Annotated in this window: 28 protein-coding genes; 11 read left to right on the forward strand and 17 right to left on the reverse strand. The window is 65.2% G+C overall.

Annotation, left to right across the window (positions count from 1 at the left end; translation table 11 throughout):
• Window positions 1-24: 24 nt before the first annotated feature.
• Both KQ303_RS05640 and KQ303_RS05645 read right to left on the reverse strand, forming a co-directional pair.
• A complete protein-coding gene (locus tag KQ303_RS05640) occupies window positions 25-507 on the reverse strand; it encodes a hypothetical protein (RefSeq protein ID WP_259729496.1) in 483 nt (160 codons plus the stop codon).
• Between the two features lie 37 nt (window positions 508-544).
• Window positions 545-844, reverse strand: coding sequence for a hypothetical protein (locus KQ303_RS05645; protein ID WP_259729497.1), 300 nt, complete (start codon window positions 842-844; stop codon window positions 545-547).
• A gap of 226 nt (window positions 845-1,070) precedes the next feature.
• On the opposite strand from KQ303_RS05645, the gene KQ303_RS05650 reads away from it, so the two are divergent.
• Window positions 1,071-1,781, forward strand: a complete 711-nt coding sequence (locus KQ303_RS05650; protein ID WP_094510844.1) for a BMC domain-containing protein — start codon at window positions 1,071-1,073, stop codon at window positions 1,779-1,781.
• Window positions 1,782-1,846: 65 nt separating this feature from the next.
• Here KQ303_RS05650 and rdgB read toward each other — a convergent pair whose 3' ends face one another.
• From rdgB to KQ303_RS05665, 3 genes are all read right to left on the reverse strand, one after another.
• The gene (gene rdgB / locus KQ303_RS05655) at window positions 1,847-2,449 is read right to left on the reverse strand and encodes an RdgB/HAM1 family non-canonical purine NTP pyrophosphatase (RefSeq protein WP_259729498.1); all 603 of its coding nucleotides are present in this window, start codon (window positions 2,447-2,449) and stop codon (window positions 1,847-1,849) included.
• A complete protein-coding gene (locus KQ303_RS05660; protein ID WP_259729499.1) occupies window positions 2,446-2,835 on the reverse strand; it encodes a hypothetical protein in 390 nt (129 codons plus the stop codon). The genes rdgB and KQ303_RS05660 overlap by 4 nt, the downstream gene beginning before the upstream one ends.
• Window positions 2,836-2,974: 139 nt before the next feature.
• Window positions 2,975-3,634 carry an NAD(P)H-dependent oxidoreductase gene (locus KQ303_RS05665; RefSeq protein ID WP_259729500.1) on the reverse strand — a complete coding sequence of 220 codons (660 nt, stop codon included), beginning with the start codon at window positions 3,632-3,634 and terminating at the stop codon, window positions 2,975-2,977.
• Between the two features lie 76 nt (window positions 3,635-3,710).
• Between KQ303_RS05665 and KQ303_RS05670 the strand changes: the two genes are divergently transcribed.
• Both KQ303_RS05670 and KQ303_RS05675 read left to right on the forward strand, forming a co-directional pair.
• The gene (locus KQ303_RS05670) at window positions 3,711-4,538 is read left to right on the forward strand and encodes a hypothetical protein (RefSeq protein WP_259729501.1); all 828 of its coding nucleotides are present in this window, start codon (window positions 3,711-3,713) and stop codon (window positions 4,536-4,538) included.
• A 158-nt stretch (window positions 4,539-4,696) separates the two neighbouring features.
• Window positions 4,697-5,269: a peroxiredoxin gene (locus KQ303_RS05675; protein ID WP_094510848.1), complete on the forward strand. Its 573-nt coding sequence runs from the start codon at window positions 4,697-4,699 to the stop codon at window positions 5,267-5,269.
• 154 nt (window positions 5,270-5,423) lie between these two features.
• On the opposite strand, the gene KQ303_RS05680 is transcribed toward KQ303_RS05675, so the two are convergent.
• Entirely contained in the window at window positions 5,424-6,299 is an 876-nt protein-coding gene (locus tag KQ303_RS05680) for a sulfate ABC transporter permease (protein WP_259729502.1), read from the reverse strand.
• 103 nt (window positions 6,300-6,402) lie between these two features.
• The gene (gene cysT / locus KQ303_RS05685; RefSeq protein WP_259729503.1) at window positions 6,403-7,272 is read right to left on the reverse strand and encodes a sulfate ABC transporter permease subunit CysT; all 870 of its coding nucleotides are present in this window, start codon (window positions 7,270-7,272) and stop codon (window positions 6,403-6,405) included.
• Window positions 7,273-7,394: 122 nt separating this feature from the next.
• Here cysT and KQ303_RS05690 point away from each other — a divergent pair, with 122 nt between their 5' ends.
• Window positions 7,395-8,459, forward strand: a complete 1,065-nt coding sequence (locus KQ303_RS05690; protein ID WP_259729504.1) for a sulfate/molybdate ABC transporter ATP-binding protein — start codon at window positions 7,395-7,397, stop codon at window positions 8,457-8,459.
• A 25-nt stretch (window positions 8,460-8,484) separates the two neighbouring features.
• On the opposite strand, the gene KQ303_RS05695 is transcribed toward KQ303_RS05690, so the two are convergent.
• Window positions 8,485-8,694 carry a hypothetical protein gene (locus KQ303_RS05695; RefSeq protein WP_259729505.1) on the reverse strand — a complete coding sequence of 70 codons (210 nt, stop codon included), beginning with the start codon at window positions 8,692-8,694 and terminating at the stop codon, window positions 8,485-8,487.
• A complete protein-coding gene (locus KQ303_RS05700) occupies window positions 8,691-9,245 on the reverse strand; it encodes a Crp/Fnr family transcriptional regulator (protein ID WP_259729506.1) in 555 nt (184 codons plus the stop codon). The genes KQ303_RS05695 and KQ303_RS05700 overlap by 4 nt, the downstream gene beginning before the upstream one ends.
• 194 nt (window positions 9,246-9,439) lie before the next feature.
• On the opposite strand from KQ303_RS05700, the gene KQ303_RS05705 reads away from it, so the two are divergent.
• From KQ303_RS05705 to KQ303_RS05715, 3 genes are all read left to right on the forward strand, one after another.
• On the forward strand, window positions 9,440-10,504 hold the full coding sequence (locus KQ303_RS05705; RefSeq protein WP_259729507.1) for a sulfate ABC transporter substrate-binding protein: 1,065 nt from the start codon (window positions 9,440-9,442) through the stop codon (window positions 10,502-10,504).
• Between the two features lie 123 nt (window positions 10,505-10,627).
• On the forward strand, window positions 10,628-11,683 hold the full coding sequence (locus KQ303_RS05710) for a sulfate ABC transporter substrate-binding protein (protein WP_259729508.1): 1,056 nt from the start codon (window positions 10,628-10,630) through the stop codon (window positions 11,681-11,683).
• 7 nt (window positions 11,684-11,690) lie between these two features.
• Entirely contained in the window at window positions 11,691-12,500 is an 810-nt protein-coding gene (locus KQ303_RS05715) for a class II glutamine amidotransferase (RefSeq protein ID WP_259729509.1), read from the forward strand.
• Window positions 12,501-12,575: 75 nt separating this feature from the next.
• On the opposite strand, the gene KQ303_RS05720 is transcribed toward KQ303_RS05715, so the two are convergent.
• The 4 genes from KQ303_RS05720 to KQ303_RS05735 all read right to left on the reverse strand — a co-directional run bounded on the left by KQ303_RS05720 (window position 12,576) and on the right by KQ303_RS05735 (window position 14,376).
• Window positions 12,576-13,007: an Rrf2 family transcriptional regulator gene (locus KQ303_RS05720; protein ID WP_259729510.1), complete on the reverse strand. Its 432-nt coding sequence runs from the start codon at window positions 13,005-13,007 to the stop codon at window positions 12,576-12,578.
• A 93-nt stretch (window positions 13,008-13,100) separates the two neighbouring features.
• The gene (locus KQ303_RS05725) at window positions 13,101-13,337 is read right to left on the reverse strand and encodes a chlorophyll a/b-binding protein (protein ID WP_094510857.1); all 237 of its coding nucleotides are present in this window, start codon (window positions 13,335-13,337) and stop codon (window positions 13,101-13,103) included.
• A gap of 299 nt (window positions 13,338-13,636) precedes the next feature.
• Complete coding sequence (locus tag KQ303_RS05730) at window positions 13,637-13,777, reverse strand: chlorophyll a/b-binding protein (protein ID WP_094510858.1); 141 nt, start codon at window positions 13,775-13,777, stop codon at window positions 13,637-13,639.
• Window positions 13,778-13,908: 131 nt separating this feature from the next.
• Window positions 13,909-14,376: a TspO/MBR family protein gene (locus KQ303_RS05735; RefSeq protein ID WP_259729511.1), complete on the reverse strand. Its 468-nt coding sequence runs from the start codon at window positions 14,374-14,376 to the stop codon at window positions 13,909-13,911.
• Between the two features lie 96 nt (window positions 14,377-14,472).
• Here KQ303_RS05735 and KQ303_RS05740 point away from each other — a divergent pair, with 96 nt between their 5' ends.
• Entirely contained in the window at window positions 14,473-14,859 is a 387-nt protein-coding gene (locus KQ303_RS05740) for a hypothetical protein (protein ID WP_259729512.1), read from the forward strand.
• Between the two features lie 78 nt (window positions 14,860-14,937).
• Here the strand turns inward: KQ303_RS05740 and KQ303_RS05745 are convergent, their stop codons facing one another.
• Entirely contained in the window at window positions 14,938-15,153 is a 216-nt protein-coding gene (locus KQ303_RS05745; RefSeq protein ID WP_094510861.1) for a Nif11-like leader peptide family natural product precursor, read from the reverse strand.
• Between the two features lie 505 nt (window positions 15,154-15,658).
• Here KQ303_RS05745 and KQ303_RS05750 point away from each other — a divergent pair.
• On the forward strand, window positions 15,659-16,567 hold the full coding sequence (locus KQ303_RS05750) for a lipid kinase (protein ID WP_259729513.1): 909 nt from the start codon (window positions 15,659-15,661) through the stop codon (window positions 16,565-16,567).
• A 10-nt stretch (window positions 16,568-16,577) separates the two neighbouring features.
• Here KQ303_RS05750 and KQ303_RS05755 read toward each other — a convergent pair whose 3' ends face one another.
• From KQ303_RS05755 to KQ303_RS05765, 3 genes are all read right to left on the reverse strand, one after another.
• Entirely contained in the window at window positions 16,578-17,363 is a 786-nt protein-coding gene (locus KQ303_RS05755) for a methyltransferase domain-containing protein (RefSeq protein WP_259729514.1), read from the reverse strand.
• A 115-nt stretch (window positions 17,364-17,478) separates the two neighbouring features.
• On the reverse strand, window positions 17,479-18,882 hold the full coding sequence (locus KQ303_RS05760) for a TrkH family potassium uptake protein (protein ID WP_259729515.1): 1,404 nt from the start codon (window positions 18,880-18,882) through the stop codon (window positions 17,479-17,481).
• A gap of 67 nt (window positions 18,883-18,949) precedes the next feature.
• Window positions 18,950-20,110, reverse strand: coding sequence for a cation:proton antiporter (locus KQ303_RS05765; protein WP_259729516.1), 1,161 nt, complete (start codon window positions 20,108-20,110; stop codon window positions 18,950-18,952).
• Window positions 20,111-20,136: 26 nt separating this feature from the next.
• Here KQ303_RS05765 and KQ303_RS05770 point away from each other — a divergent pair, with 26 nt between their 5' ends.
• Window positions 20,137-22,929, forward strand: a complete 2,793-nt coding sequence (locus KQ303_RS05770; protein WP_399233000.1) for a cation-translocating P-type ATPase — start codon at window positions 20,137-20,139, stop codon at window positions 22,927-22,929.
• 10 nt (window positions 22,930-22,939) lie between these two features.
• Window positions 22,940-23,611 carry a DedA family protein gene (locus tag KQ303_RS05775; protein WP_399233003.1) on the forward strand — a complete coding sequence of 224 codons (672 nt, stop codon included), beginning with the start codon at window positions 22,940-22,942 and terminating at the stop codon, window positions 23,609-23,611.
• The last annotated feature ends 74 nt before the right edge of the window (window positions 23,612-23,685 follow it).

Below are 23,685 nucleotides of genomic sequence, written 5' to 3' on the forward strand. Positions count from 1 at the left end.
TCGGACCAGCCTGGAGGCTTGCGTTCAGAGCCGGCGGCGGAAGCCTTCGCTGAAGCCCGCGTTGGAGGAACGCTCGTCGTCGCTGGAGCGGCGCAGTTGCCAGACGTTGCGGCCGATGCGCTCGGCCACCACACCGGCACGCCGTACCCGGGGAGCGCCGGGGCGGGCGCCCAGCAGCAGACCCACCTCATGGGTGGAGAGGGGAGCGCCGGTGCTGATCGCCAGCGCGATCGCTTCGAGCCGCCCCTTCAGCGACTGGAGCTGCACCGGGCTTTCCAGATCGAAGCCATCGGCCTGGGCCACCGGCAGGCCGATCGCCGCGCCGCCCATGCCGCGCATCAGACCCAGACCCACCACCGCCAGCGCCTGCTCCGGCTTGACGCCCTGATCGATCGCGCCGGCGATCCAGCTGGCGAACGACCCATCCCCGCCGCCGTTCGGGTCGCGCGGGATCGGCGTGGTGGATCCGGTGGTGGCAGCGGCGGAACTGGTGCGCTTGGTGGTCATGACCGGAAAGAGACACACGTGGCCGGAAATTACCGGTTCAACTGCGTCTCAACCAGTGGGGGGCGCCACTGAACCAGTCGCCGATGTCATCGTGATCGGGATGAAATGGGGCTGCAGGATCGGGATCGGCAAGATCCAGATCGCTCAGCAGGTGATCCAGGCCATCGTCTGCGTCGTGCAGACGCCGCCGCTCGGTTCGGCGCACCCAGCTGGCCACGGCGCCATCGCGGCTGGCGAACTTCTGGAGATAGATGCGTTCCTGCAGGGTCACCGGTTGGGCCGCTTCGATGCGGCGCAGGATGGCTTGCAGCTTCAAGCGGGTGGTGGGGGTGAGCATGGCGAGCGATGCAGCGGCAGGCCCCTGTGATAGCGGCGCTGGCGGCCGCTGCTGTAGCCCTTCCCACCGAGCCCCGCGCAGCCAGGCCCGGTGGGGGCTGAACGGTAGGATCCGCACCAATTGAACGCCCCACGTCCAGGGGAATCGGCCTGCGGTGCACAGGCGCGGCGGAGGCGAATCCAGCCGATTGCATCCCGTCCGCCGATCGATCCCACTGCCAGCGAACGTGTCCTTCAGCCCCGGCGACTCCAGAGCGCAGCCCGCCCGCCGGTCCAGCCTCACGCGTCTCACCGGCAGCCACAGCCCCTCGATTCAGCTGGGCGCGGAGATCGAGCTGAGGGCTTATGTGTTCCTCGATTCGCTGCAGCCCCAGCTGGCGGCCTACATGGGCACGGTGTCGCAGGGGTTCCTGCCGATCCCCGGCGATGCCTGCCTCTGGCTGGAGGTGGCACCGGGCATGGCGGTGCACCGCCTCACCGACATCGCCTTGAAGGCCAGCACCGTGCGGCTCGGCCAGAAGGTGGTGGAGCGGGCCTTCGGCTCGCTGGCGCTTTACCACCGCGATCAGAGCAGCGTGCTGCTCTCCGGCCAGGCGGTGGTGGATGCCATGGGCACCACGGTGGAGCGGCGCGGGCGCTGCGAGGTCACCTGGTCGGAGATCATCCGCGCCATCACCCCTGACCATGCGGTGCTGATCAACCGCCAGAACCGCCGCGGCTCGATGATCCAGTCGGGCATGAGCATGTTCATCCTGGAAACCGAACCGGCCGGCTACGTGCTGATCGCCGCCAACGAGGCAGAGAAATCGTCGAACATCACGGTGGTGGATGTGAAAGCCGTGGGCGCCTACGGCCGCCTCACCCTTGCGGGCCGCGAAGGCGATGTGGACGAAGCCTATGCCGCAGCCATGCGCGCGATCGAGGTGATCAACCGCTAGCTGCAACCCTGGCCGCAGGGTGTGCGCTGGTGATCCGCTGCGGCAGGCTCCGAAGCCGGCAGAGCTCAGACGCCCAGCAACCGGCGCAGCTGCGGGGCCAGCTGGCGGGCGGCCTTGGCGCGGCTGCCGAGCTTCTCAAGCTGATGGGTGCTCATCTCGGCCAGCGTGCAGCCGGCCTCGCGCACATGCAGCAGCGTGTTGTAGCCGTAGCCGGGGGCCTGCACCGGGCGGGTAAGGATCTCGCCGCGGCAGATGCCCTCGGCTTCCAGCACGGTGCGGCCGCTGGGATCCGCCAGCGCCAGCGCCGACACGATGGCGGCGCTGCGGTAGGGGGTGTCACCAAGCTCCTGCAACAGCCGGCTGATGCGCTCGGCATCGCTGGGGGCGTAGCGGGCCGAGTAGATGCCCGGCGCGCCGCCCAGGGCATCGACACACAGCCCGGAGTCATCGGCCAGGGTCCAGCGGCCGGTGAGGGCGGCCACGGTTTCAGCCTTGAGCCGGGCGTTCTCGGCGAAGGTGGCGCCGGTTTCCTCCACCTCGAGCCCATCGGGCTGGGGCAGCACCTGCAGACGCGCCGCCTCCAGCATCGCCGCAAGCTCGCGGATCTTGTGCCGGTTGCTGCTGGCGATCACAAGCACCGGCCCCCCATCCCCAACGGCGCGGATCACCGGCTGGCGGGAGCCGGGGCACGCTTCTGACGCGGCAGCGGACCGTCGCGGTCGGAGCGGAAGATCAGCTCCAGGCCGGCGGCATGCAGCGGCAGCAGATCAATCAGGGATTGCAGGGTCTGGCGGGTAAGCGGTGCGCCCTTGGTCATGGCTTCGCCGCTCATCAGCACCACATCCAGTTCGGGGCCATCCGACTGGGGCTGCACATCGGCGAACAGCTGCACCGCCAGGCCTTGGGGCGGCACGCGCAGCAGGCCACTCAGGTGGACGGGCCCCTGCTGATCGATTTCGGTGCCCAGCTGAACGAGCGCAGGCAGCAGAACGGGAATCAGATCCTGTTCCGCCGCCGGCCCGCGGGGCTTGAGAACCATGATCAATCGAGCCATGGGGGTCAGCGAATCCCCGCATCTTCGCTCAGCGTTCGCCCAAGCTGTCGCTGGCGCGGGCGAGCGGGGAGGCCAGCCAGAGGGCTGTGGCTCAGCCCGGAGTGGCAGCGGCATGCGGCGGCTGCGCAGGCCGACGCCTTCAGCGGTGCTCGATCAACTCCGCGGTGGAGTAACGGATCTTCGCCAGGCTGGCGTACTTGTCGTCGGCGGAGCGGTAGCCGGCGGCGCACACCACCGCGCTGCGGTAGGGGGAGGCTTCAAGCCCCAGCAGCCGGTCGTAGTCGGGGGGAGAAAAGCCCTCGATCGGGCAGGTGTCGATGCCGAGCAGCGCGGCCGCCGTCATGAAGGTCCCAAGGGCGATGTACAGCTGGTTGGTGGACCACTGATCGATCAGGGCGCTGCGGGGACCATCGAGCAGGTCTTTCTGCATCATCGAGCGATAGAACGCCAGCTGCTCGATCGGCTGCTCGCGGATCGTGCTGGTGGCCTCGATCAGGCGATCGAGATCGGCACCATCGATCGTGCGCTTGGCCAGGAACACCACCAGATGGGAAGCGTCGGTGATCTGCGACTGGTTCCAGGAGAAGGGACGCAGCTCACTGCGCAGGGCAGGATCCTCGATCACCAGGAACTTCCACGGCTGCAGGCCGTAAGAGGAGGGGCTGAGCACCAGCGACTGCTCAAGGTTGCTCCAGAGCTCAGCGGGAATGGTGCGCGCCGAATCGAAGATCTTGGTGGCGTAGCGCCAGTGCAGAGCCTCCAACACGGTGAGGGGGTCGGTGGCGGGAGTGGGAAGCATGCAAGCTGGTGCCGGGTTGAGGCGATTCTGGCCACAGCTGGTGGGTTTGGCCGGCCGTGATCGATAGGCTGAGCCAATGGAAAGGCCGCCTGGCTCTGATCGGGAGGCGCTAGGGCAGAAGCGCCAGTGGGAGCTCAACCGGGCCAACTTCGATGGCCACTGGCAAGGGCCCACCCGCTGGTATCTCCGTCAGCCCAGCGGCTTTGATTTCCAGCGGCCTTCGCTGGAAATTCCTCAGAGCACCTATGCCATTGCGTTCAGCGATGCCGACCACGGCACCTGGCACGGCACCGGCCTGCGCTTCGCCCCTGGCAACGAGCGGATCCTGCCGCTCAGCCGCAACACTTACAACAGCAGTGGCAGCTGCTGGCAATTCCCCGGGGCGGGAGGCCAGTCGAGCCTGACGATGACCAGTGACGTGGCCCGCTGCGGCCACGAGATCAACCTGTTCAGCGGCCGCTCCCGCTCGATGCTGATCGCTCTGTTTGAGCCGATGAGTGACGGCGCCGTCCAGCTTGAATCGGTTGGCGCCACAGCGTTCCGGTGCCAGCGGGGCGAGATTGATCCGCCCCGCGCCCCGCTCGCCTCCGCCGCCGAACTGCTGGAGTGGGTCTGCGGCTGGCCGGGGGAGCGGCGGGTGCTGGAACCGGGCGTCTGGCCGGAGGCCAGCCCTGCCGCAGAACCGATCGCTGGCTTCGAGCCGGCTGCATTCGCCCTCCATTGCCACACCGCCGCCTTCGACGACAACCTGGTGTGCTCGCTGCCCGATCGCCTGCCCGCCGGACCCTTTCAGCTCCAGTTCGGCTGCCTGCTGCGGGCCGATCACTTTGCGCAGGTCTGCCTCAGTTTTGACGCCGCCCATCACCTGAGCCGCTGGGAGTTGAGCCGGCACCAGCCACCGTGAGCGCAATGACCCACTTGGCGAACCCTGCAGCGCTGATGGGCTGAGGAGGTGGCGAAAACCGACCCTTCACGCCGCTTATCCGAAATGACTATGACTTAATCTGACCGTGACGACGCCCCCAGGCGTTGCAGCGATCTGTACGTTCCGCATTCCCTTTCATGGCTGTCATCGACCGTGTTCCCAGCGTGATCTTCAAGACACGCGTGCGCGACGAATCCGTGGAGGGCCCCAACCCCTTCCGCTGGCAGGATCTGAGCACCGACGACCTGTTCAAGGGCAAGAAAGTGGTGGTGTTCTCCCTGCCTGGGGCCTTCACCCCCACCTGTTCCTCCAACCACCTGCCCCGCTACGAGGAGCTCTCCGCCGAGTTCCAGGCCCTAGGTGTGGATCAGATCGTGTGCGTCTCAGTGAACGACGCCTTCGTGATGTACCAGTGGGGCAAGCAAGTGGGCGCCGACAAGGTGTTCCTGCTGCCTGACGGCAACGGCGAATTCACCCGCAAGATGGGGATGCTGGTGGAGAAGAGCAATCTGGGCTTCGGTCTGCGCTCCTGGCGCTATTCGATGCTCGTCAATGACGGCACGATCGAAAAGCTGTTCGTGGAGCCCGGCTACGAAGACAACTGCGCCAGCGACCCCTTTGAAGTGTCGGATGCCGACACCATGCTCGCCTACCTGAAGGGCACCCAGTCGCCCGGCGTGTCGGCACCGGTGCGTGCCTTCGTGGGCTGATCGCCTCAGCTGAGCTTCCGGGCTCACGTGTTCTGCTTGCCCAGCGCCAAAACCGCTGGGCTTTTTCTTGGCTGAAGGATGGTTGAGGACAACGATGGCGACCCGCGGAATTCTTGAATGCCGGGCTGAATCCTTGAGCGCCTGGTGGCACCTGTCAGCTGATCGACTCCGGCTCGGGAACGCTCTCCTTGCGGGCGCCACCGATCAGCTGCTCCACGAACAGCTTCAGCAGCAGTGATACCAGGCCGGCGCCGGCCAGCACCAGGGCCGCGCCATAGGCCAGTTCGGTGTTGTACTGCTTGTAGGCATCTTCGACGAACAGCGGCAGCGTCTGGGTCTGGCCGGCGATATTGCCGCTCACCACGGCCACTGCACCGAACTCGCCCAGAGCGCGCGCTGTGGTGAGGATCAGGCCATACACCACCGCCCAGCGCACCGAAGGCAACGTCACCTTCCAGAACACCTGCCAGTTGGAGGCGCCGAGGGTGCGCGCCGCCTCTTCCTGGTCCCAGCCTTCCTCCTCCAGCAGTGGAATCACCTCCCTGGCCATGAACGGAAAGGTGACGATGATCGTGGCCAGGGCCATGCCGGGCCAGGAAAAGATGATCTTCCAGCCCAGGCTGCTGACCACACCACCGAGCAGTCCTTTGGTGGGGCTGTAGAGCAACACCAGCATCAGGCCCACCACCACCGGTGAGATCGAGAAGGGAAGGTCGATCACACTGAGCAACAGGGCTTTGCCGCGGAACTGACGCCGAGCGATGGCCGTGGCCGCTGCCAGTCCGAAGATGGTGTTGGCCGGCACGGCGATGGCGGTGCAGCGCAGTGTCAGCATCACCGCCGAGCGCAGTTCCTCGGATTGAAAGTTCTCGATGAAGGGTGCCAGCCCCTTGGCGAAGGCGCCGGCCACCACCTCCAGAGCTGGCAGCAGGATGATCACCCCCACATACAGCATGGCGATCACGGGAATCAGGCTGGCAGCCTGAAACTTGGGCAAAGGCAGGCGCAAACCACGTAACGGTGAAGGCATCGGAATCTCAGGGGAAAAGATCAATTGCTGACTGGATTGAATGGGCTGAACGCAGCCAGGGGGCGAATCAGAGACAAGGAACTGATCGCAGTCAATGGGCCGTTCAGGCGCCGGTGGCTGGGTTGGCTTCCCAGTGGCGTCCCCACACCTGCAGGCCATTGATCATCAGCAGGCTCACCAGCGAGAAGCCGAGCATCACCATGCCGATCACGGTGGCGGCTTCGAAGTCGTATTCCTCCAACTTCTGGATGATCAACGTGGGGGTGATCAGATCCTTGAATGGCACATTGGAGGAGATCATCACCACCGAGCCGTATTCCCCCACGGCGCGGCTGTAGCCCTGGGCCACACCGGCCAGGATCGCGGGCATCAGCTGCGGCAGCACCACCTTGATCAGGGTCTGTCTGGGGCTGGCCCCCAGGCACCAGGCGGCTTCCTCCTGGTCGCGTTCCAGGGCCTCGAGCACCGGCTCCACGCTGCGCACCACGAAGGGCAGGGAGATGAACACCATCGCGATCGCCACCCCCAGCCAGGTGAACGACACCTTCAGGCCGAACAGGGCGAACAGCGGGCCGCCGATCCAGCCGTTGGTGCTGTAGATCGCCGCCAGGGCCAGGCCCGCCACGGCGGTGGGCAGGGCGAAGGGCAGGTCGATCAGGGCATCGAGCAGCCGCCGGCCGGGGAAGCTGCAGCGCACCAGGGCCCAGGCGATCACCAGCCCGAACACCCCGTTGAGCAGGGCGGCCAGCAGCGACAGGCCGAAGCTGACCCGGTAGGTGGCCAGTGCTTCGGGGGTCGTGGCAAGCCGCCAGAACTGATCCGGGCTCACGGAGGCGGCCTTGAGGGCCAGGGCTCCGAGTGGCAGGAACAGCACAAAGGCCATGTAGAGCCAGGTGATCCGCCACGACCAGCTCAACTGCAGCCAGCTGGGCAGCTCCAGTCGTCGGGCTCGGGCCAGCAGGACAGGAGTCATGGCGGAAGACGGCAGCGGTTGGCGGGACCGTATCACCGTTTGCCGATTAGTTCAACGGTACGCCGGTGGGAAATAGGGCTATTGCTGTAGCGTGCGGCGGTCGTTCACCGCCTCCCTCTGTCATGGGCATCCGCGTTGCCGGTGTGAGCAAGCAGTTCGGTTCCTTCCGCGCCGTCGACGACGTCAGCCTCGACGTGGAAACGGGTTCGCTGGTGGCTCTGCTGGGGCCGTCCGGCTCAGGCAAAAGCACCCTGCTGCGACTGATCGCCGGCCTTGAGGAGGCTGACGACGGCCGCATCTGGATCACCGGCGAAGAAGCCACCAGCCGCTCGGTGCAGGATCGGCAGGTGGGCTTCGTGTTCCAGCACTTCGCCCTGTTCAAGCACCGCAGCGTGCGTCAGAACGTGGGCTTCGGGCTTGAGCTGCGTGGCTGGAGCCCTGCCACGATTCGACGCCGCGTCGATGAACTGCTGGAGCTGGTGCAACTGCAGGGCTTCGGCAACCGCTACCCCTCCCAGCTCTCCGGCGGCCAGCGTCAGCGGGTGGCACTGGCCCGGGCGCTGGCCGTACAACCCCGTGTGTTGCTTCTGGATGAACCGTTCAGCGCTCTCGACGCCAAGGTGCGCAAGGAACTGCGCGCCTGGCTGCGCAACCTGCACGACGAGATGCACGTGACCACGGTGATCGTGACTCACGACCAGGAAGAAGCCATGGAGGTAGCGGATCGGATCGTGGTGATGAACAACGGCAGGGTCGAGCAGATCGGCTCCCCCGCGGAGATCTACGACCAGCCGGCCAGCCCCTTCGTGATGAGTTTCGTGGGAGCGGTGAACGTGCTGCCGGCCCATGTTCCGCTGGCCCCCAGTGGTGCCGCTGTTGCAGGCGGTGCCGCCGAGGCGGCCGCTGCTGCCGTTGCAGGCGAGCAGCAGCAGAAAGGCGATCTGTTCATCCGCCCCCATGATCTGGAGCTGCACCGCACCGCCCAGAGCGGCAGCGTGCCGGCGGTGCTGCGCCGGCTCACTCACATGGGCCGTGACATCCAGGCCGAACTGGTGCTCGGCAGTGGCGAGGTGGTGATGGCCCAGCTGCCGCGCGAACGCATCGACTACCACGACCTCAAGGCCGGCGATGCCCTGCACATCACCAGCCGGGAAGCGCGCACCTTCGTGTCCGACTTCGTGATCTGAGCCTCAGCTCCGGGCGGGCGTGGACTCACGGGGCCAGCCAGTGGCGCCATAACTGCCGTTGCTGACACTCGGGCGGGCGCGGTGGCAGCGCACCTGGCCGGGCCTGATGGAGCAGCAGGCGGGCCAGGCCCTGCTCCTGAACCAGCAGTGCGTCCAGCACGTCCTGGCGATCGCGGCTGTCGAGCTCGCCGTCGCGGCCCCAATGGAGGCACCAGGGTGGGGTGACGGCGCTCATGGCTGGCGGGGGATCAGCAGATCGTTGTCACCCACGGCGACGAGGCGGCCTTCGGCGCGAAAGCGGCTGAGCAGTTTGGTCACGGTGACGCGCGTGAGGCCGCAGAGTTCGGCCAGACCGCGGTGGGTGAGGTTGAGCTCACTCAACGACAGGCGGCAGCCATGGCGGTTGATCTGCCCATGGGACCGGGCAATCCAGGTGAGCAGCGTCAGCAGGCGGCGATCGCCGGCGCGGATGCGCTGGATGGTGAGCAGTTCGGCCAGCATCTGGCGTTCTCTGCGCAGGTGCTGCTGCTGAAGCCCGGGCTCAAAGGTGATGTGCTCCACCACCACGGTGGTGAGGCACTGCAGTTCGAGGGGCTGGATCGCGGGATCCTCAGAGGTGATCACCTCGCCAGGCCCCCAGAGGCCGAGGGCGAGGCATTCGCCTTCGAGATCCCAGGCCACAGAACGCACGTAGCCCTCATGCAGGCGCCAGCTCATCGCTTCGGGGAGCACGTCCTGAGGGTGGAGCGTCAGCTGCAAGGGGCTGTGGTGCAGGGAAGGTGTCACGGTGTCGGCGGGCGATGGGGTGGCGGTTCGGGCACGGCGAAAGCGAGCAACAGGGGCATTCGCGACGAACAGGCCATGGGGGGCAAGCAACTGCCGGAGACTATGACTTATTCCCGATCGAGGTACCGGTATTTTGAGGCACACCACCTCAGGCGTAGTCGCCATAACTTGTGCAAGTTCCCGATCGACGAACCGTGGTTGATTCTTCGACGCCGACCCCCTTGCGGCGCCGCCAGTTGCTGCTCACCGGACTGGCCCTCCTGCCCCTGACGGCCGGTGCCGCCGTCCACCTGCAGGGCTCCATCGCCCAGGCCCAGCAACCGCCCAAGCCGATCACGCTCACGGTGGTGTCGTATGCGGTGACCAAGAACGCCTATGACCAGATCTTCCGGCTGTTCGCCGCCGACTGGAAACAGAAGACCGGTCAGATCGTGACCTTCCGCGGCAGCTATGGCGGCTCCGGCAGCCAGGCCCGTGCCGTGATCGATGGGCTGGAGGCCGATGTGGTGAGCCTGGCCCTGGCCGCCGACACGCTGGCGATCGAACGGGCCGGCCTGATCAGGCCGGGCTGGCAGAACCGACTGCCCAACAATGCGGCACCGATCCACTCCACCGTGGTGGCCTTCGTGCGCAAGGGAAACCCCAAACGGATCAACAGCTGGGCTGATCTCGCACGCCCTGATGTGAATCTGGTGGCTGCCAATCCCAAAACATCAGGGGGCGCCCGCTGGAACTTCGTGGCCCTCTGGGGAGCCGTCACCCAGTCGCCGGGCGGCAGCGAGGCCAAGGCCAGAAGCTTCATCCGGGATGTCTATAAGAACGCCGAAGTTCTGCCAAAAGATGCCCGCGAAGCCACCGACTTCTTCCTCAAGCGCAACCAGGGAGATGTGCTGCTCAACTGGGAAACCGAAGCGATCCTGGCCAGGCGCAAAGGGGAGTGGAAGGAACCCTGGAAAACCTTCTCTCCCAATGTGCTGACGGCCCAACCTGTGGCCGTGGTGGACATGGTGGTGGACCGGCGCGGCAGCCGCAGGGTGGCGGAAGCCTTCACCCGGTTTCTGTATACCGCCCCAGCTCAGAGAGTGTTCGTGGACAATGGCTTTCGGCCCGCCACCGCAGCCGGCAAGGCCCTGGCCCGGGGAAAATTCCCAGCCTTCAAGGCCTTCACGATCGACACCTTCGGCGGCTGGCCTGCGGTGACCAGCAAGTTCTTTGCCAATGGCGCCATCTGGGATCAGATCTTCCGCGCCACCCGCTGAGCAGCGGCGCCAGTCCCAGTTTCAACTCCAGCCCCAGCCCACGCGGTCTGGGGCCCATGGCTTGAGCACAGTTTCCGATCGGATTGCCGTGGTATCTTCACGGCGAGTTTCCGACCGGAATACGTGGTTAAGTCTTCCCTGCGCCTGCTCGCCCTTTCCGCAGCAGGTTCCCTGCTGCTGCTGACCAGCTGCGCCGGCTCGACGCCAGCCCCGGACGCCGCTGGCGACGCGGCCGGCAGCGGCGGCGAACGGCAGGAGCTGTTGCTGGTCAGCTACGCCGTCACCAAAGGCGCCTACGACCGCCTGCTGCCGAAGTTCATCGCGTCCTGGAAGGAGAAAACCGGCCAGGAGCTCGCGATCAAAACCAGCTACGGCGGCTCCGGCACCCAGACCCGGGCAGTGATCGATGGCCTCGATGCCGATGTGGTGACCCTGGCCCTGGCCGCGGACGTGCACAAACTCGAGGCATCAGGATTTGTGGATCCCGGCTGGGAGAAGGAGTTCCCCAACGCGAGCATCATCACCAACTCCGCCGTGGCCTTCCTGGTGCGGCCCGGCAACCCCAAGCGCATCGCCAGCTGGGCTGATCTGAACAAGCCCGGCCTCACGGTGGTGACAGCCAACCCGAAAACCTCCGGGGGAGCCCGCTGGAACTTCCTGGGCCTATGGGGCTCGGTCACCCAGACCGGAGGCAGCCAGCAACAGGCCGAGAAGTTTGTCTCCAGCGTCTACAAGAACGTCGATAACCTGCCCAAGGATGCGCGCGAAGCCTCCGATGTGTTCCTCAAGCGCGACCAGGGTGATGTGCTGTTGAATTACGAAAACGAAGCGATCCTGGCCACCCGCAGTGGTGTGCTCAAGGATCCCTTCGTGGTGCCGGAGCTCAACATCCGCATCGAAGGTCCTGTGGCCGTGGTCGACAAGGTGGTGGAGCGCAAGGGCACGCGCAAGGCCGCCGAGGCCCTGGCCGCCTATCTGTTCAGCGAAGAGGCCCAGGCCGTCTTTGCCGAGGAGGGATTCCGCCCCACCAACCCCACGGTCTGGGCGCGCGTGAAGGGTCGCTTTGCCCCAGTGAAGACCTTCTTCACGGTGGCCGACTTCGGCGGCTGGCCCAAGGTGAACAAGGAGTTCTTCGGCGACGGCGGGCTCTGGGACCGTCTATTCGCCAACACCCGCTGAGCCGACCATGTGTGAGCTGCTGGCCCTGAACGCCAATACCCCCACCGACATGGGCTTCTCCTTCCGGGGGCTGAGCCGCCGCGGGGGCGCCACTGGCGAGCACGCCGACGGCTGGGGGCTGGCCAGCTTCACCCCCGATGGCCATGGCCTCACCGTGCTGCGGGAGGACGCCCCCGCCGCCTTCTCCGCCCTGGCGGATCAGCTGGCGGAGCGCTCCCCCAAGGCACTGGTAAGCATCGCCCACATCCGCAAGGCCACCCGCGGTGTGGTGGCCCTCGACAACTGCCATCCCTTCTCCCGTTCCTGGCAGGGCCAGCGCTGGGTGTTCGCACACAACGGGGATCTGCAGGGGGAGATTCCGCTGGGAGATCAGCACCGCCCCTGCGGCAGCACCGACAGCGAAGCAGCCTTCTGCTGGATCCTGGAGCAGCTCGATGCAGCCCAGCCCGACCCGGAGAATCCCGACGCCCTCTTCGAGTTGTTGCACCACTGCGCCGCCGTGCTGGCGCAGAGGGGCACCTTCAATGTGCTGATCAGCAATGGCCGCTGGCTGTTCGCCAGCGCCACCACCCGGCTGCACTGGCTCACCCGCCGGGCGCCGTTTGGCAGGGCCACCCTGGCCGATATGCCCCTGCAGGTGGATTTTTCCTCCGTCACCACTGCCAACGACGTGGTGACGATCCTCAGCACCGAGCCGCTCACCACCGATGAGCAGTGGCAGCCCTTCGCGCGCGGGGAATCGATGCTGCTGATCGACGGGGAAATCCGGCGCCGCCTGCAGCCCTGCAGGAAGGAATTGCAGAGCCTTCAGGTGTGAGCCAGGCGCTCAGGATTCACCACTATTCCCACAGCTCAGGCTGCTGATAGAAGCCCACAAGTCAGCAGCGAGCACTCAGATGAAAAACATCGGCTGGGGCTGGAGCCGTTTGTTTCGCTCCACCAGCAGATCGGCCAGGGTGGTGCTGGAGAGCAACGATGCGCGCGCCTCATCCAGCTTCTGATCCAATGCCTTGAGCACCTGAAATTCCGGGTCGTCGCGGGCGCCCTGGCGCTCATTGCTGGATTCACCTTCCAGGCAGATCTCCACCGCCGCAATGGTGATATCACCAGGCGGCCGGGCCAGCTGGAAACCACCGCGCGGTCCGCGGATGCTGGTGATAAACCCATCCTTGCGCAGGGCCGTAAGCATCTGCTCGAGATAGCGCACCGGAATGCCATGCCGGCGACAGATGTCACCAGTCTGCCGCAGTTCACCGGTGCCATGGGCATCGGCCAGATCGATCAGGGCGATCAGGCCGTATTCCGTTTTCGCGCTGAACGCCATGGCCCTTGTCACCGACGTTCCACTGTGCCAGGCAAAGGACACTTCACCAGTAGGAAAGCCTGCCCAGGCCTGAGCACGAGCTGGCCTCCGGGCTCAGAAGCAGAACGGCAGGAACTGGGTGCGGCAGGCGACGTAACCGTCGACGAGCGGACCGAGGCCGATCTGGTGAGCGATACCGGCGCCGGTGAGGGCCTCGGTGAGGATGCCGATCACGATGCCGAGCATGGCGGCGCGGCCATTGAAACGCTCGGCGCGCTGGAGCTGCTCCATGTGCAGCTGCTGCTCATCGCGCTCGGGGGCGTAACGGGCGTTGATGGGGGTGTTGGTCATGGCTGGAGGGGCGGGGGATCGGGTGAGCGGGAGAAAGAGAAACGCCAGCCTGGGTGCTGCAGGTCTGGCGAGGAAGAGAGCGTCAGCCTGAAAGCGGCCGTCAGTCGGAAGCCGGAGCGGGCTGGAGCAGGGCGCCCACCAACCAGGTGCCAAACAGAACGAGAGCGAGGCTGGCGGTCATTGGCTTTTCGAGGCGAGGTCGCTGGGGCGGGTGAGCATGAAGGTCACCATGCCGGTGAGCACCACCACGAGGGCGAAGACAGCGGCGATCGAAGCGGTGTAATCGGTGTCCATGACGATCAGGAGAGGCCGAGCTGGGAAAGGATGCCCTGACCGGTGAGCAGCTCGGTGCCGAGCCCGATCACGAAGCCGAGCATGGCCAGGCGGCCATTCCAGGTTTCGGCGAAGGCGACAAAACCGAAGCGGGAGGATTCAGCCATGGGGTGTTGCGGAATGTTTCATTGACTGTAACAGATTGTGAAGGAGCATGGGCGGCCCACCGTTTCCGTCGGCTGGGAGGTCAACCGAATCCTTGACCTCAGGGCTTCAGCAGGACGTGGGCTGGGTGGGGTCACTCAAAGCGTTGGGGGCGTCCGTTGTTGAGCTGCTGCATCTGCCAGGTCACGAAGGTGCCCACCGGGCTCCAGAGCAGATACGGCACCAGCAGCAGGGCCGCCAGCCCTGACATCTGCAACACCACCACGGTGAGCGCCAGACCCCACACCCAGCCGGCGAATCCCACAGCGGTGCCGTTGGCGAGGCGGCGCGTGCGGCAGATCAGCCAGGTGTAGCTCTGAACCAAGACCAGAAGCCCGAAGTAGCCCGCCATCAGCCCCCAGCTCAAGCTGGCGTTCCAGGCCAGCAGCGCCGAGGCATAGAAGCAGGCGTAGATCGCCACCCAGATCGCCGGAATCAGGCGCTCAAAGGTGAGCCAGGTGGGACGGCGCAGGCGGATGAACCAGGCGAACTGGTCCCGTCCGGGGTTGAGCAGCACCCCCACCGCCACCATCACCAGCAGGATCAGCAGGGCAGCGACCATGGCGCTCGAAACAGTCCGCTCCAGCCTGGCGCGCCCTTCGCCCCATGGGCCCCACCGCGACCGCTCAAGCTGGACCCGGAGTCTGTGGATGCTGCCGTGGCTGATGCGCCCTATCTGATCTGTCTGGCCCTGCTCGAGCAGGGAGGTCAGCGGGCCATGCCGCTCAATGGCCTCTCACAGAAGGAGGCGATCGCCCCAGGCTCAGGCCCGGGCGAGCCGGGCAAGACCCTGGCCCTGGAGCTGCTGGTCCGCCTATGGCAGCGCAGCGACGCACAGCCGATGAGCCGTTGCGGCGGCGACGCCAGCCTGCTGCTGCTGCAGCTCCCTCTGCCAGTGATGCAGGAGCAGCTGCCAGCGCTCAAGGCCCGCTGGATCCGCGATGGCGACACCGCAGTGCTGCTCGATCAACTGCGCCAACGGGGCGAAGGACTTTGGCGGCTGAGCCTGGCCCGCTACGAACCGCTCACCTTCACAGCACTGTGAAGGCTCAGAAGGAAGGGATGACGTTGGATGCAGGGGCTCACAGTGCTGGGCCTTGCTGTGCTGGGCCGTGGTGTGCTCTCAGCTGTATTCGCCAGGCACGTCGTTCTTGCGTACCGTCACCTTGTCGAATTTCTGGCCGGACGCCCGCAGCAGTTCGTCCCCTGAGAACTCAAAACCCAGCTTGATGGCGATCTGAGCCACGTCGTCGGCTGTGGAAGCCGCCAGCACCTGCTGCTTCAACGCCGCGTCGTTCTGCATGCGGAGGAGAAAGGCCTTGAGCTGTTCGCGCGACATGGGGCCCAAGCCAACCTGCCAGCATTGTCCCTGACGGCATGTTGACGGCATCTGACGGCAAGATCAGGTGCAGGCGGAAGCAGGGCTCGGTGCATGGCGCATCGGGCGCAGATCCTGGAGGGGCGCTGGCCATGGTGATCCCTAGTGCTCACAGGCGAAAGGTGTGAACGAAGGCAGGCAAAAGCAAACCGAAGACAAGGCCTACCTAGCAATCGTTGAGAGGATGGTCTGGAAGCTGTGACATTGGGGCTTGATAGGGGCGGGCTGGGTTGGATGTCACTGAATGTCTGATGTCTCAAGCCGGTGATGGCTCAGCGAGTGATGACGCAGCAGGTGATGACTCAGCAGGTGAGGCATTCTCAGTCGTTGCGTTGCTCGCTGTTGCACGTCTTGGCTGAGTACTCACTTGCTCAATACAACCTGGTCGTGTTCTTTTTGGCCGGGCGGCACACAATTCCTCAGCCACCCCTACAGTCGATCAGCGACTTGATCCATGCGCAACGCCATGGCAGACAGATCGGGAAAACCCATCCTCCTGTTGATCAATCTTCACTCCAAGCAGGGGCTTGAACGGTTTGGTGAGGTGGTGGCGGCCTTCAACTCTCTGGGCGTGAGATACATCATCGGTCAGGTGATGCGGTCAGAAGATTTTTCGCACTGCATTCGTTGGCACCAGGACGAGGTGTCTGCTGTGGTGATCGGCGGTGGCGACGGCACCTTGAACCTGGCGATCGATGCGCTGCTGGAAACAAACCTTCCCCTGGGCCTCCTGCCCCTGGGCACGGCCAACGACCTGGCCCGCACCCTGAATCTGCCTCTGACGCTGGCCGAGGCCTGCAGCGTGGTGGCCAACGGACATCGCCAGACCATCGACCTTGGCCGGGTGAATGGCAAGTATTTCTTCAACGTGGCCAGTTGCGGGTTGAGCATCAAGATCACAGATGCGCTCTCCAAAGACCTCAAGAAGCGCTGGGGAACCCTTGCCTATGCGATCGCGGCGGCGAAGGCATTGCTGACGCTGCGACGTTTCGATGCCGAGATCCATATCGATGGGGAGCAGATCCTCCATCGGCGTACCCTGCAGATCGCCGTGGGCAACGGTGTGTTCTACGGCGGTGGGCTCACCGTGGTGCAGGATGCCGCCATCGACGACCAGCGCCTGGATCTCTACAGCCTGGAAATCCCCCACTGGTGGCAACTCTTCTTCGTGCTGCCGGCGTTGAAGTCTGGACGTGGCAACTCCCGTTTCGGCATCCACCGCTGGCAGGGCAGAACCTTCGAGGTGCACACGCGATTGCGGAAGCGCGTCAACACCGACGGAGAGGTCACCACCAAAACCCCTGCCGTGTTTGAGCTGTGCCCCGCCGTGCTCGACGTGTTTGTGCCGGCGCCCACCTCGACGGCGGACGACTGACGCCAGCCGCTTACAGCTTCCGCCCCCAGCTGATCAGCATCAGCACGCCCGCGTAGGCCTCGCCGTCGCGGTAGTGCTCAAGCCAGTCCAGCGCCTCAGGTCGCTCAGCGGCGAGCTTGCGGGCATTGTCCTCAATGCCGAAGAGCAGATCCGATTCCGCGAATCCGTGGGTGGGCAGCCAGATCTCCTCGCGTTGCAGCTCGCCAACACCGGCAGCGCTCAGCAGCTCGGGCAGGGAGCGGCCGATCCAGGGGTTCTGGAACGAACGGATCCAGTCGTGCTGGATGCGCTCACTCACCCCGCTGTGGGGACCACCCAGCAGGAACGTGCCCCAATCGGGTTCAGCGCACAGCACCACCCCGCCCCGGCGGGTGACGCGGGCCATCTCCTTCACCACCAGTTCCGGCTGCGCGATGTGTTGCAGTGCCCGGTCGATGCGCACCGCATCAAAGCTGCCGGAGACAAATGGCAGGGCCTTGGCATCCGCCAGCTGGAAGCTGGCCGTTGTGGCGCTGTGGCGCGTCTGGGCGGCAGCCAGCAGCGTGCGGCTGCAGTCGGCGCCAACGGCACGCGCACCGGCAGCCACCATCTGGACCACATCGTCGCCGAGGCCGCAGGCCACATCGAGCGCGGCGCATCCGGGCACGAGCTGCAGCGCGGCGAGGGCGCGGGCCTTGTAGGCGCGGCCGGCCGGCAACTGGTGCAGGCAATCGAGGCAGCGGACGCACGCCTCCGGTGCAGTGGCATCCACATCCCGGAAGCCAATGGGCAATGGCACGGAGGGGGTGTCGGTCATGGCCGTCCCTCGTTGGGATCCAGCTGCTCACCCAGCCATGCCGCTGGCAGCAGCAACAGCATCAGCAGCGCGGTCAGGCACCGCGGCTCGAAGTGGAGTGGAACAGCTTCCAACGTCAAATGAAGACCTCCTGCTGGGGGTAGCCCACCCGGGAAGGAGGCCTGCTGCCATAGAGGGACTGAAGCAGCAGCATGATCCCCAATCGACCCACAAACATGCCCACCATCAGCACCAACTGGCCCCAACGATTGAGATTGGCAGTAACACCGACATCCAGTCCAACGGTGCAAAAGGCTGACATGCAGGTGAACAGCTTTTCAAGGAAATTGAAAGACTGAGCTGTTGGTTCTCCAGCCGTTGTTGGCCCGAGCCCGAGCAGCAGGGTCATCAGGATCACGAACAGGCCGGAAGCCAGTGCGACGCCAACGCATTTGAACACAATCGACGCGGGGATCTCATGCCGCCCAATGACCACATCCTTGCGGCCCTCAAGCATCGAACGGGTGGTGCCCATGAGCAGAACGAAGGTGGTGGTTTTGATCCCCCCACCCGTGCCTCCTGGGCTGGCGCCGATGAACATCAACACGATCATCAGCAGCAAGCCTGCATCCGAAAGTGTTTCCATCGACAGCGGCACGGTGTTGAAGCCTGCGGTGCGTGTGGTGATCGATTGAAAAATGGTGACCTGAAGCTTCTCCCACAGGCCGAGGGTCATCACCACACCATCAGGAGCAAACTGTTCGGTGAACAGCAGGCCCAGTGCCCCGATGGCGATCAGCAGCAGGGTGCTGCGCAGCACCAGCCGGGTATGGAGGGAGAGATGGCGGATGCGCCTGAGGCGGGAGCGGTTCTCCCACAGATCATTGGTGACCCGCCAACCGATACCGCCGACGACGATCAGGCTGCCAATCACACCGTTGACCACCGGATTCCCCTTGTAGCCCACCAGGTTGTCGGCCCACATCCCAAAACCTGCGTTGTTGTAGGCACTGATGCAGTGAAACATTGAGGCCCAGAAGCGTTCGCCAAGGTTGGTGATGTCGGTGAAGCCAAAGAAGAACAGAATCAGCGTTCCCACTGCCATCACACAGCCGGCTGTGATCAGGATCCGGTGAAAGGTGGGGCCGATGCCGCCCACCCCGAATTCATCCAGCATGCGTCCCTTGTCGAGGCGATGGCGCAGACCGGAGCGGCCCTGCACAAACCCTTGCAGGAAGGTGGTGATCGCCATCAGGCCAAGCCCGCCGGTGATGATCAGCCCTGCCAGGGTCATCTGGCCGAAGAGGGTGAGATCCTTGCCCACATCGATGATCGACAGTCCCGTCACCGTGATCGCCGAGGTCACGGTGAACAGCGCCTGCCAAAGGCCCACGTCGTCGCTGGAGCAGAGCGGCGAGGCCAGCAGCAGTGTGCCCAACGCAATCACCAAGCCGCCGGTCACCACCGTGAACTGTGGCACCGTGAGACGGTGCCGCCAGGCCAGCAGGCGTCCCCATAGCCGATGAACCGAATGCAGCATCACCGGCTCAGGGGGATTCAAGCGACGATCAACGTACTGGAGCGATCACCACCGAGGGAATCACCCCTCACGAAGGATTCTCAGCCGCCTTGCGCACGAAAGCCAGGCGGCGCTCCAGCAGCAGCAGGCCCAGCACCGTGGTGAGCGTCACCATGATCACCAGGGCAGAAAACTGAGAGGCGTTGATCACCCCGGCGCTGAGCGCCGTGGTGGCGAACACCAGCCCGGGCAGCCCTCTCGGGATCAACCCGAACACCACCAGCCAGCGGTCCACCCCGGCGGCGCGGTCAGCCGCAGTGACACCGAGACCGCAGAGCAGTTTGGTGAGCACCGCCATCACCACCAGGGCGGCAGCCAGGCTCCAGGCCTGGGGATCCAGCAAGGTGGCGGCCGGGATCCTCATTCCCACACTGATGAAATAGAGCGGCAGGAAAACATCCGAGAGCACCGCCAGGGTGCGGTTCATCTCCGCTTCCGGTGGGCTGAGGCGGGCCAGCAGCAGTCCGCCCCAAAGGGCCCCCAACAAGGAGGTGAGCCCACTGACCTCTCCCAACCACGAGAAACCGATCAAGACCAGCAGGATCGAGAGCGGTGTGGTGGGCCGTTCGGGGCGGCGACGGGCCCACACGCCCACCGCCAGATAGCTGACGGCGGCGGCAACCAGACCAAGCACCGGGCCCAGGCCCGCCAGCCCCGCCCCCCCCATCGGCACGCCTGCGCTGGCCATCGCCACCGACAGCAGGGCGATGGCCGGCAGATCGTCGAGCACCGACACCCCCACCAACAGGCGGCCCGAGGGGGTCTGAAGTCCCTTGCCGAGGGCCAGCACCCGCAGGGTCACCCCTGTTCCCGTGGCACTGAGCACCGCCAGGCAAAGCATGGTCTCGCTTCTGGCCAGCCCGAAAGCCTGGCTCAGGGGCAGATAGGCCAGCAGGGGAGCCAGAAAGCTGAGTGCCACCGTGCGCAGCACGGCGTTGCGCCGAGAGGACAGCACATCGCCGCGCACCTCCAGCCCCACCTGAAAGAAGAGGGTCAACACCCCCAGTTCGGTGATCCCGCTGAGCGGCCTGATGGCCTCGAACGGCAACACCGTGTTGCCGAGGAGAAAGCCAACCGCCAGCTCCAGCACGATGGCGGGCACAGCCCACGCCACCAGCCGGCCCGCTGACACGCGCGCCATCAGCACGCCCGTGAGCAGCACCAGCAGGGTTGTGAGCAAGGTTGGCATCGGCAAAACGGGCAGAAAGGCGTTTAGTGTCTTCGGCTGATCCCTTCATAAATCCCTTGAGCCGCACTAATTCACCTGCGTGGCACAGCCTCACCGTGGAGGACTGTCTCCAGCAGCTGGAGGCCAGGGCTGAGGGTCTGAGTACCGCCCAGACCGCCGAGCGGCTGGCCAGGTTGGGGGCGAACAAGCTGGAGTTGGCACCAGGCCGCAGCAACCTGCGCATTCTCTGGGATCAGCTCAGCAACGTGATGTTGATCATGCTGCTGGCGGTTGCCGCGGTGTCGGCCGCCATTGCGTTCTCGGCCCAGCGCTTTCCGAAGGACGCGATTGCCATTGTGCTGATCGTGGGGCTGAACGCCCTGCTCGGGTACCTACAAGAAAGCCGCGCCCAGACGGCGCTGCTGGCGCTGCGCGAGATGGCCCAGCCGTTGGTCACGGTGCGCCGCGATGGCCATTGGGAACGGCTCCCAAGTGAGCAACTGGTGCCTGGCGACCTGATCCGCCTGGAAGCGGGCGACCGCGTGCCTGCCGATGCCCGCCTGGTGGAGGTGGCCGAGCTGGGCCTGCGCGAGGCGGCCCTCACCGGTGAGGCCGAAGCGGTGTTCAAAAAAGCGGATCTGGTGATGGAGGCCGCCACGCCGGTGTTGGAACGGCAGAACTGCCTGTTCCAGGGCACGGAGGTGGTGCGGGGTCGGGGCACGGCTGTGGTCACTGCCACCGGCATGGGCACGGAGCTGGGCCAGATCGCTGAATTGATCAACTCCGCCGGGGGCGAAACCACCCCGCTGCAGGAACGGCTCGATGGCCTGGCCAATGTGCTGGTCGGGTCGGCGCTGGCGCTGGTGGCGGTGGTGGTGCTGGGTGGCTGGTTGCTGGGGCAGCCGCTGCTGGGGCTGCTGGAGGTGGCGCTGAGCATGGCCGTGGCGATCGTGCCGGAAGGGCTGCCCGCCGTGATCACGGTCACCCTGGCCATCGGCACCCAGCGCATGGTGCAGAGGGCCGCCCTCATCCGCCGCTTGCCTGCCGTGGAAGCGCTGGGATCGGTCACGGTGATCTGCACCGACAAGACCGGCACCCTCACCTTGAACCGCCAGGTGGTGGAGGAGCTGCGCTGCGGCAGTCAGTCGATTGCGGTCAGCGGCAGGGGCTATGAGCCCCACGGCTCCTTCACGGTGTCCGAGCTCGCGCCACCTGCGGGGGCTCTGCCAGGTATCACCGACGGAGCCCGGGATCTGCTCCTGGCGGCCGGCGTTCTCTGCAGCGACGCCGAACTCAAGAAAGAGGAAGACGGCGGCTGGGATGTGCTGGGCGATCCCACCGAAGGAGCCTTGGTGGTCGCGGCCGGCAAAGCCAGCCTCGATGGCTTTGCGCTGCGGAGCCAGTACAAACGCAAAGCGGAGATTCCCTTCAGTTCGGAACGCCAGCTGATGGCCGTGTGGGTGGACGACGCCACAGGCACCCTGCAACAGCCCCTGGGAGACGTTGGCAAGGGATCCGGCACGTTGTTGATCACCAAAGGGGCGCCGGAAGTGATTCTTGGCTCCTGCGACCGCTGGATCGGTGGGGATGGGGTCTCAGTGCTGAGCGACCCGCAGCGGCAGTGGTGGGTGGATCAGGCGCGTGATCTGGCGGCTTCAGGCCTGCGGGTGCTGGCCTTCGCCTGCGCTCCCCATCACACCAGCCCGGAGCAGTCGCTGGATCACCAAGTGTTGCTGGGGTTGATGGCCCAGCTCGATCCAGCCCGCCCGGAAGTGGCCGAGGCGGTGGCCCGCTGCCGGGAAGCCGGCATCCGGCCGGTGATGATCACGGGAGACCACCCGCTTACCGCCCGGGCGATCGGTCAAGGCATCGGCCTCGTGGATGCGAACGCCGAGGTGGTGCTGGGCCGGGAGCTTGAGCAGTGCAACGATTCCAGGCTCCAGGAGGTGGTGAGCCGCTGCAGTGTCTATGCCCGTGTTCCTCCCGAGCAGAAGCTGAGGATCGTGAAGGCACTGCAGGCCAATGGCCAGGTGGTGGCCATGACGGGTGATGGCGTCAACGACGCTCCCGCCCTCAAGCAGGCCCACATCGGCGTGGCGATGGGCATCACCGGCACGGAGGTGAGCAAGGAAGCCTCCGACATGGTGCTGCTCGACGACAACTTCGCCACCATCGTGAATGCGGTGGAAGAGGGAAGGTTGGTCTACGCCAACATCCGCCGCTTCGTGAAATACATCCTCGGTAGCAACGTCGGCGAGCTGATCACGATTGCCTCCGCCCCGCTGCTGGGCATGGTGGGCGTTCCACTCTCGCCGCTGCAGATCCTTTGGATGAACCTGGTGACCGATGGCGTTCCTGCCCTGGCACTGGCTTTGGAGCCCGGCGAGGAAGGGCTGATGCAACGGCCACCGGCCGAACCTGGTGAGTCCATCTTTGCCCGTGGAATCGGCAGCTACATCCTGCGGATCGGCGTCGTGTTCGCTGTAATCACCATCGTGCTGATGGTGTACGCCGCAGGTTCCGGAGCTCCGTGGAAGACCATGGTGTTCACCACCCTCTGCCTGGCGCAGATGGGCCATGCCCTGGCCGCCCGAAGCGATCTGCCGCTGGTGCAGATCAACCCTTTTTCCAATCCCTGGCTGATCTGGGCGGTGCTGCTCACCACCGCCCTGCAGATGGCCCTGCTTTACGTGCCGTTCTTGTCGAAGTTCTTCGAAACCACACCGCTCAGCCTGCAGGATCTGGCCATCTGCGTTGGCTTCAGCCTGATTTTCTTCTCCTACCTGGAGATTGAAAAGATGTGGCGGCTCTGGCGCCGCCGTGCCCATGCCAATGCCTGAGATTGATGGGATGGTGCAACCTGCCGCCAGTGGGTTGCACCGCTGGGCCGAATCCTTTCTGGCACTGATCGCAGACACAGCCGAAACCAACCCGCTGCAGGGGTATGTGCTCATCGCCCTTGTCTTGCTGCTGGAGAACGTGATCCCGCCCATCCCCTCCGAGCTGGTGATGCCACTCAGCGGGTTTTTGATTCAGCAGGGCAAGCTTGAGTTCGTTCCCGTTGTGGTTGCCGCCTTGATCGGCACGTTGCTCGGGGCCTGCTTCTGGTATGGGATCGGCCGCCTTGTGAATGAGCAGAGGCTGGAACATCTGATTGGCCGGCACGGCCGCTGGTTCGGGCTCAGGCCAGCGGATCTGGCCGCCAGCCGGCGCTGGTTTTCCATCCATGGGCCAGCTGTGGTGTTCTGGGGGCGGATGATCCCTGGGATCCGCCCGTTTGTTTCGATACCGGCCGGCATCGAACTGATGCCGCAGGGTGCGTTTCTGTTCTGGACCAGTGCCGGCAGCCTGATATGGATCCTGGTCCTGGTGAGCTCAGGGATGGTGCTGGGAGCGAACTACCGTCAGATCCTGCTATGGATCGCACCCATGGGCAGCTTCGTTGTCCAGCTACTGCTCGTGCTGATGGCTACCTTTGTGGTGTGGATGCTGGTCCGTCAACTGCGAAAAAACTCCAGGTGATCATGACGTCAGTAGTCACAAAGTAAGTGGTCACGAAGTGAGTGGCGTGAGTGTTCCGAGGGGGCACAGCCTGA

The organism is Synechococcus sp. CS-1333, assembly GCF_025128015.1.
GTDB lineage: Bacteria > Cyanobacteriota > Cyanobacteriia > PCC-6307 > Cyanobiaceae > MW101C3.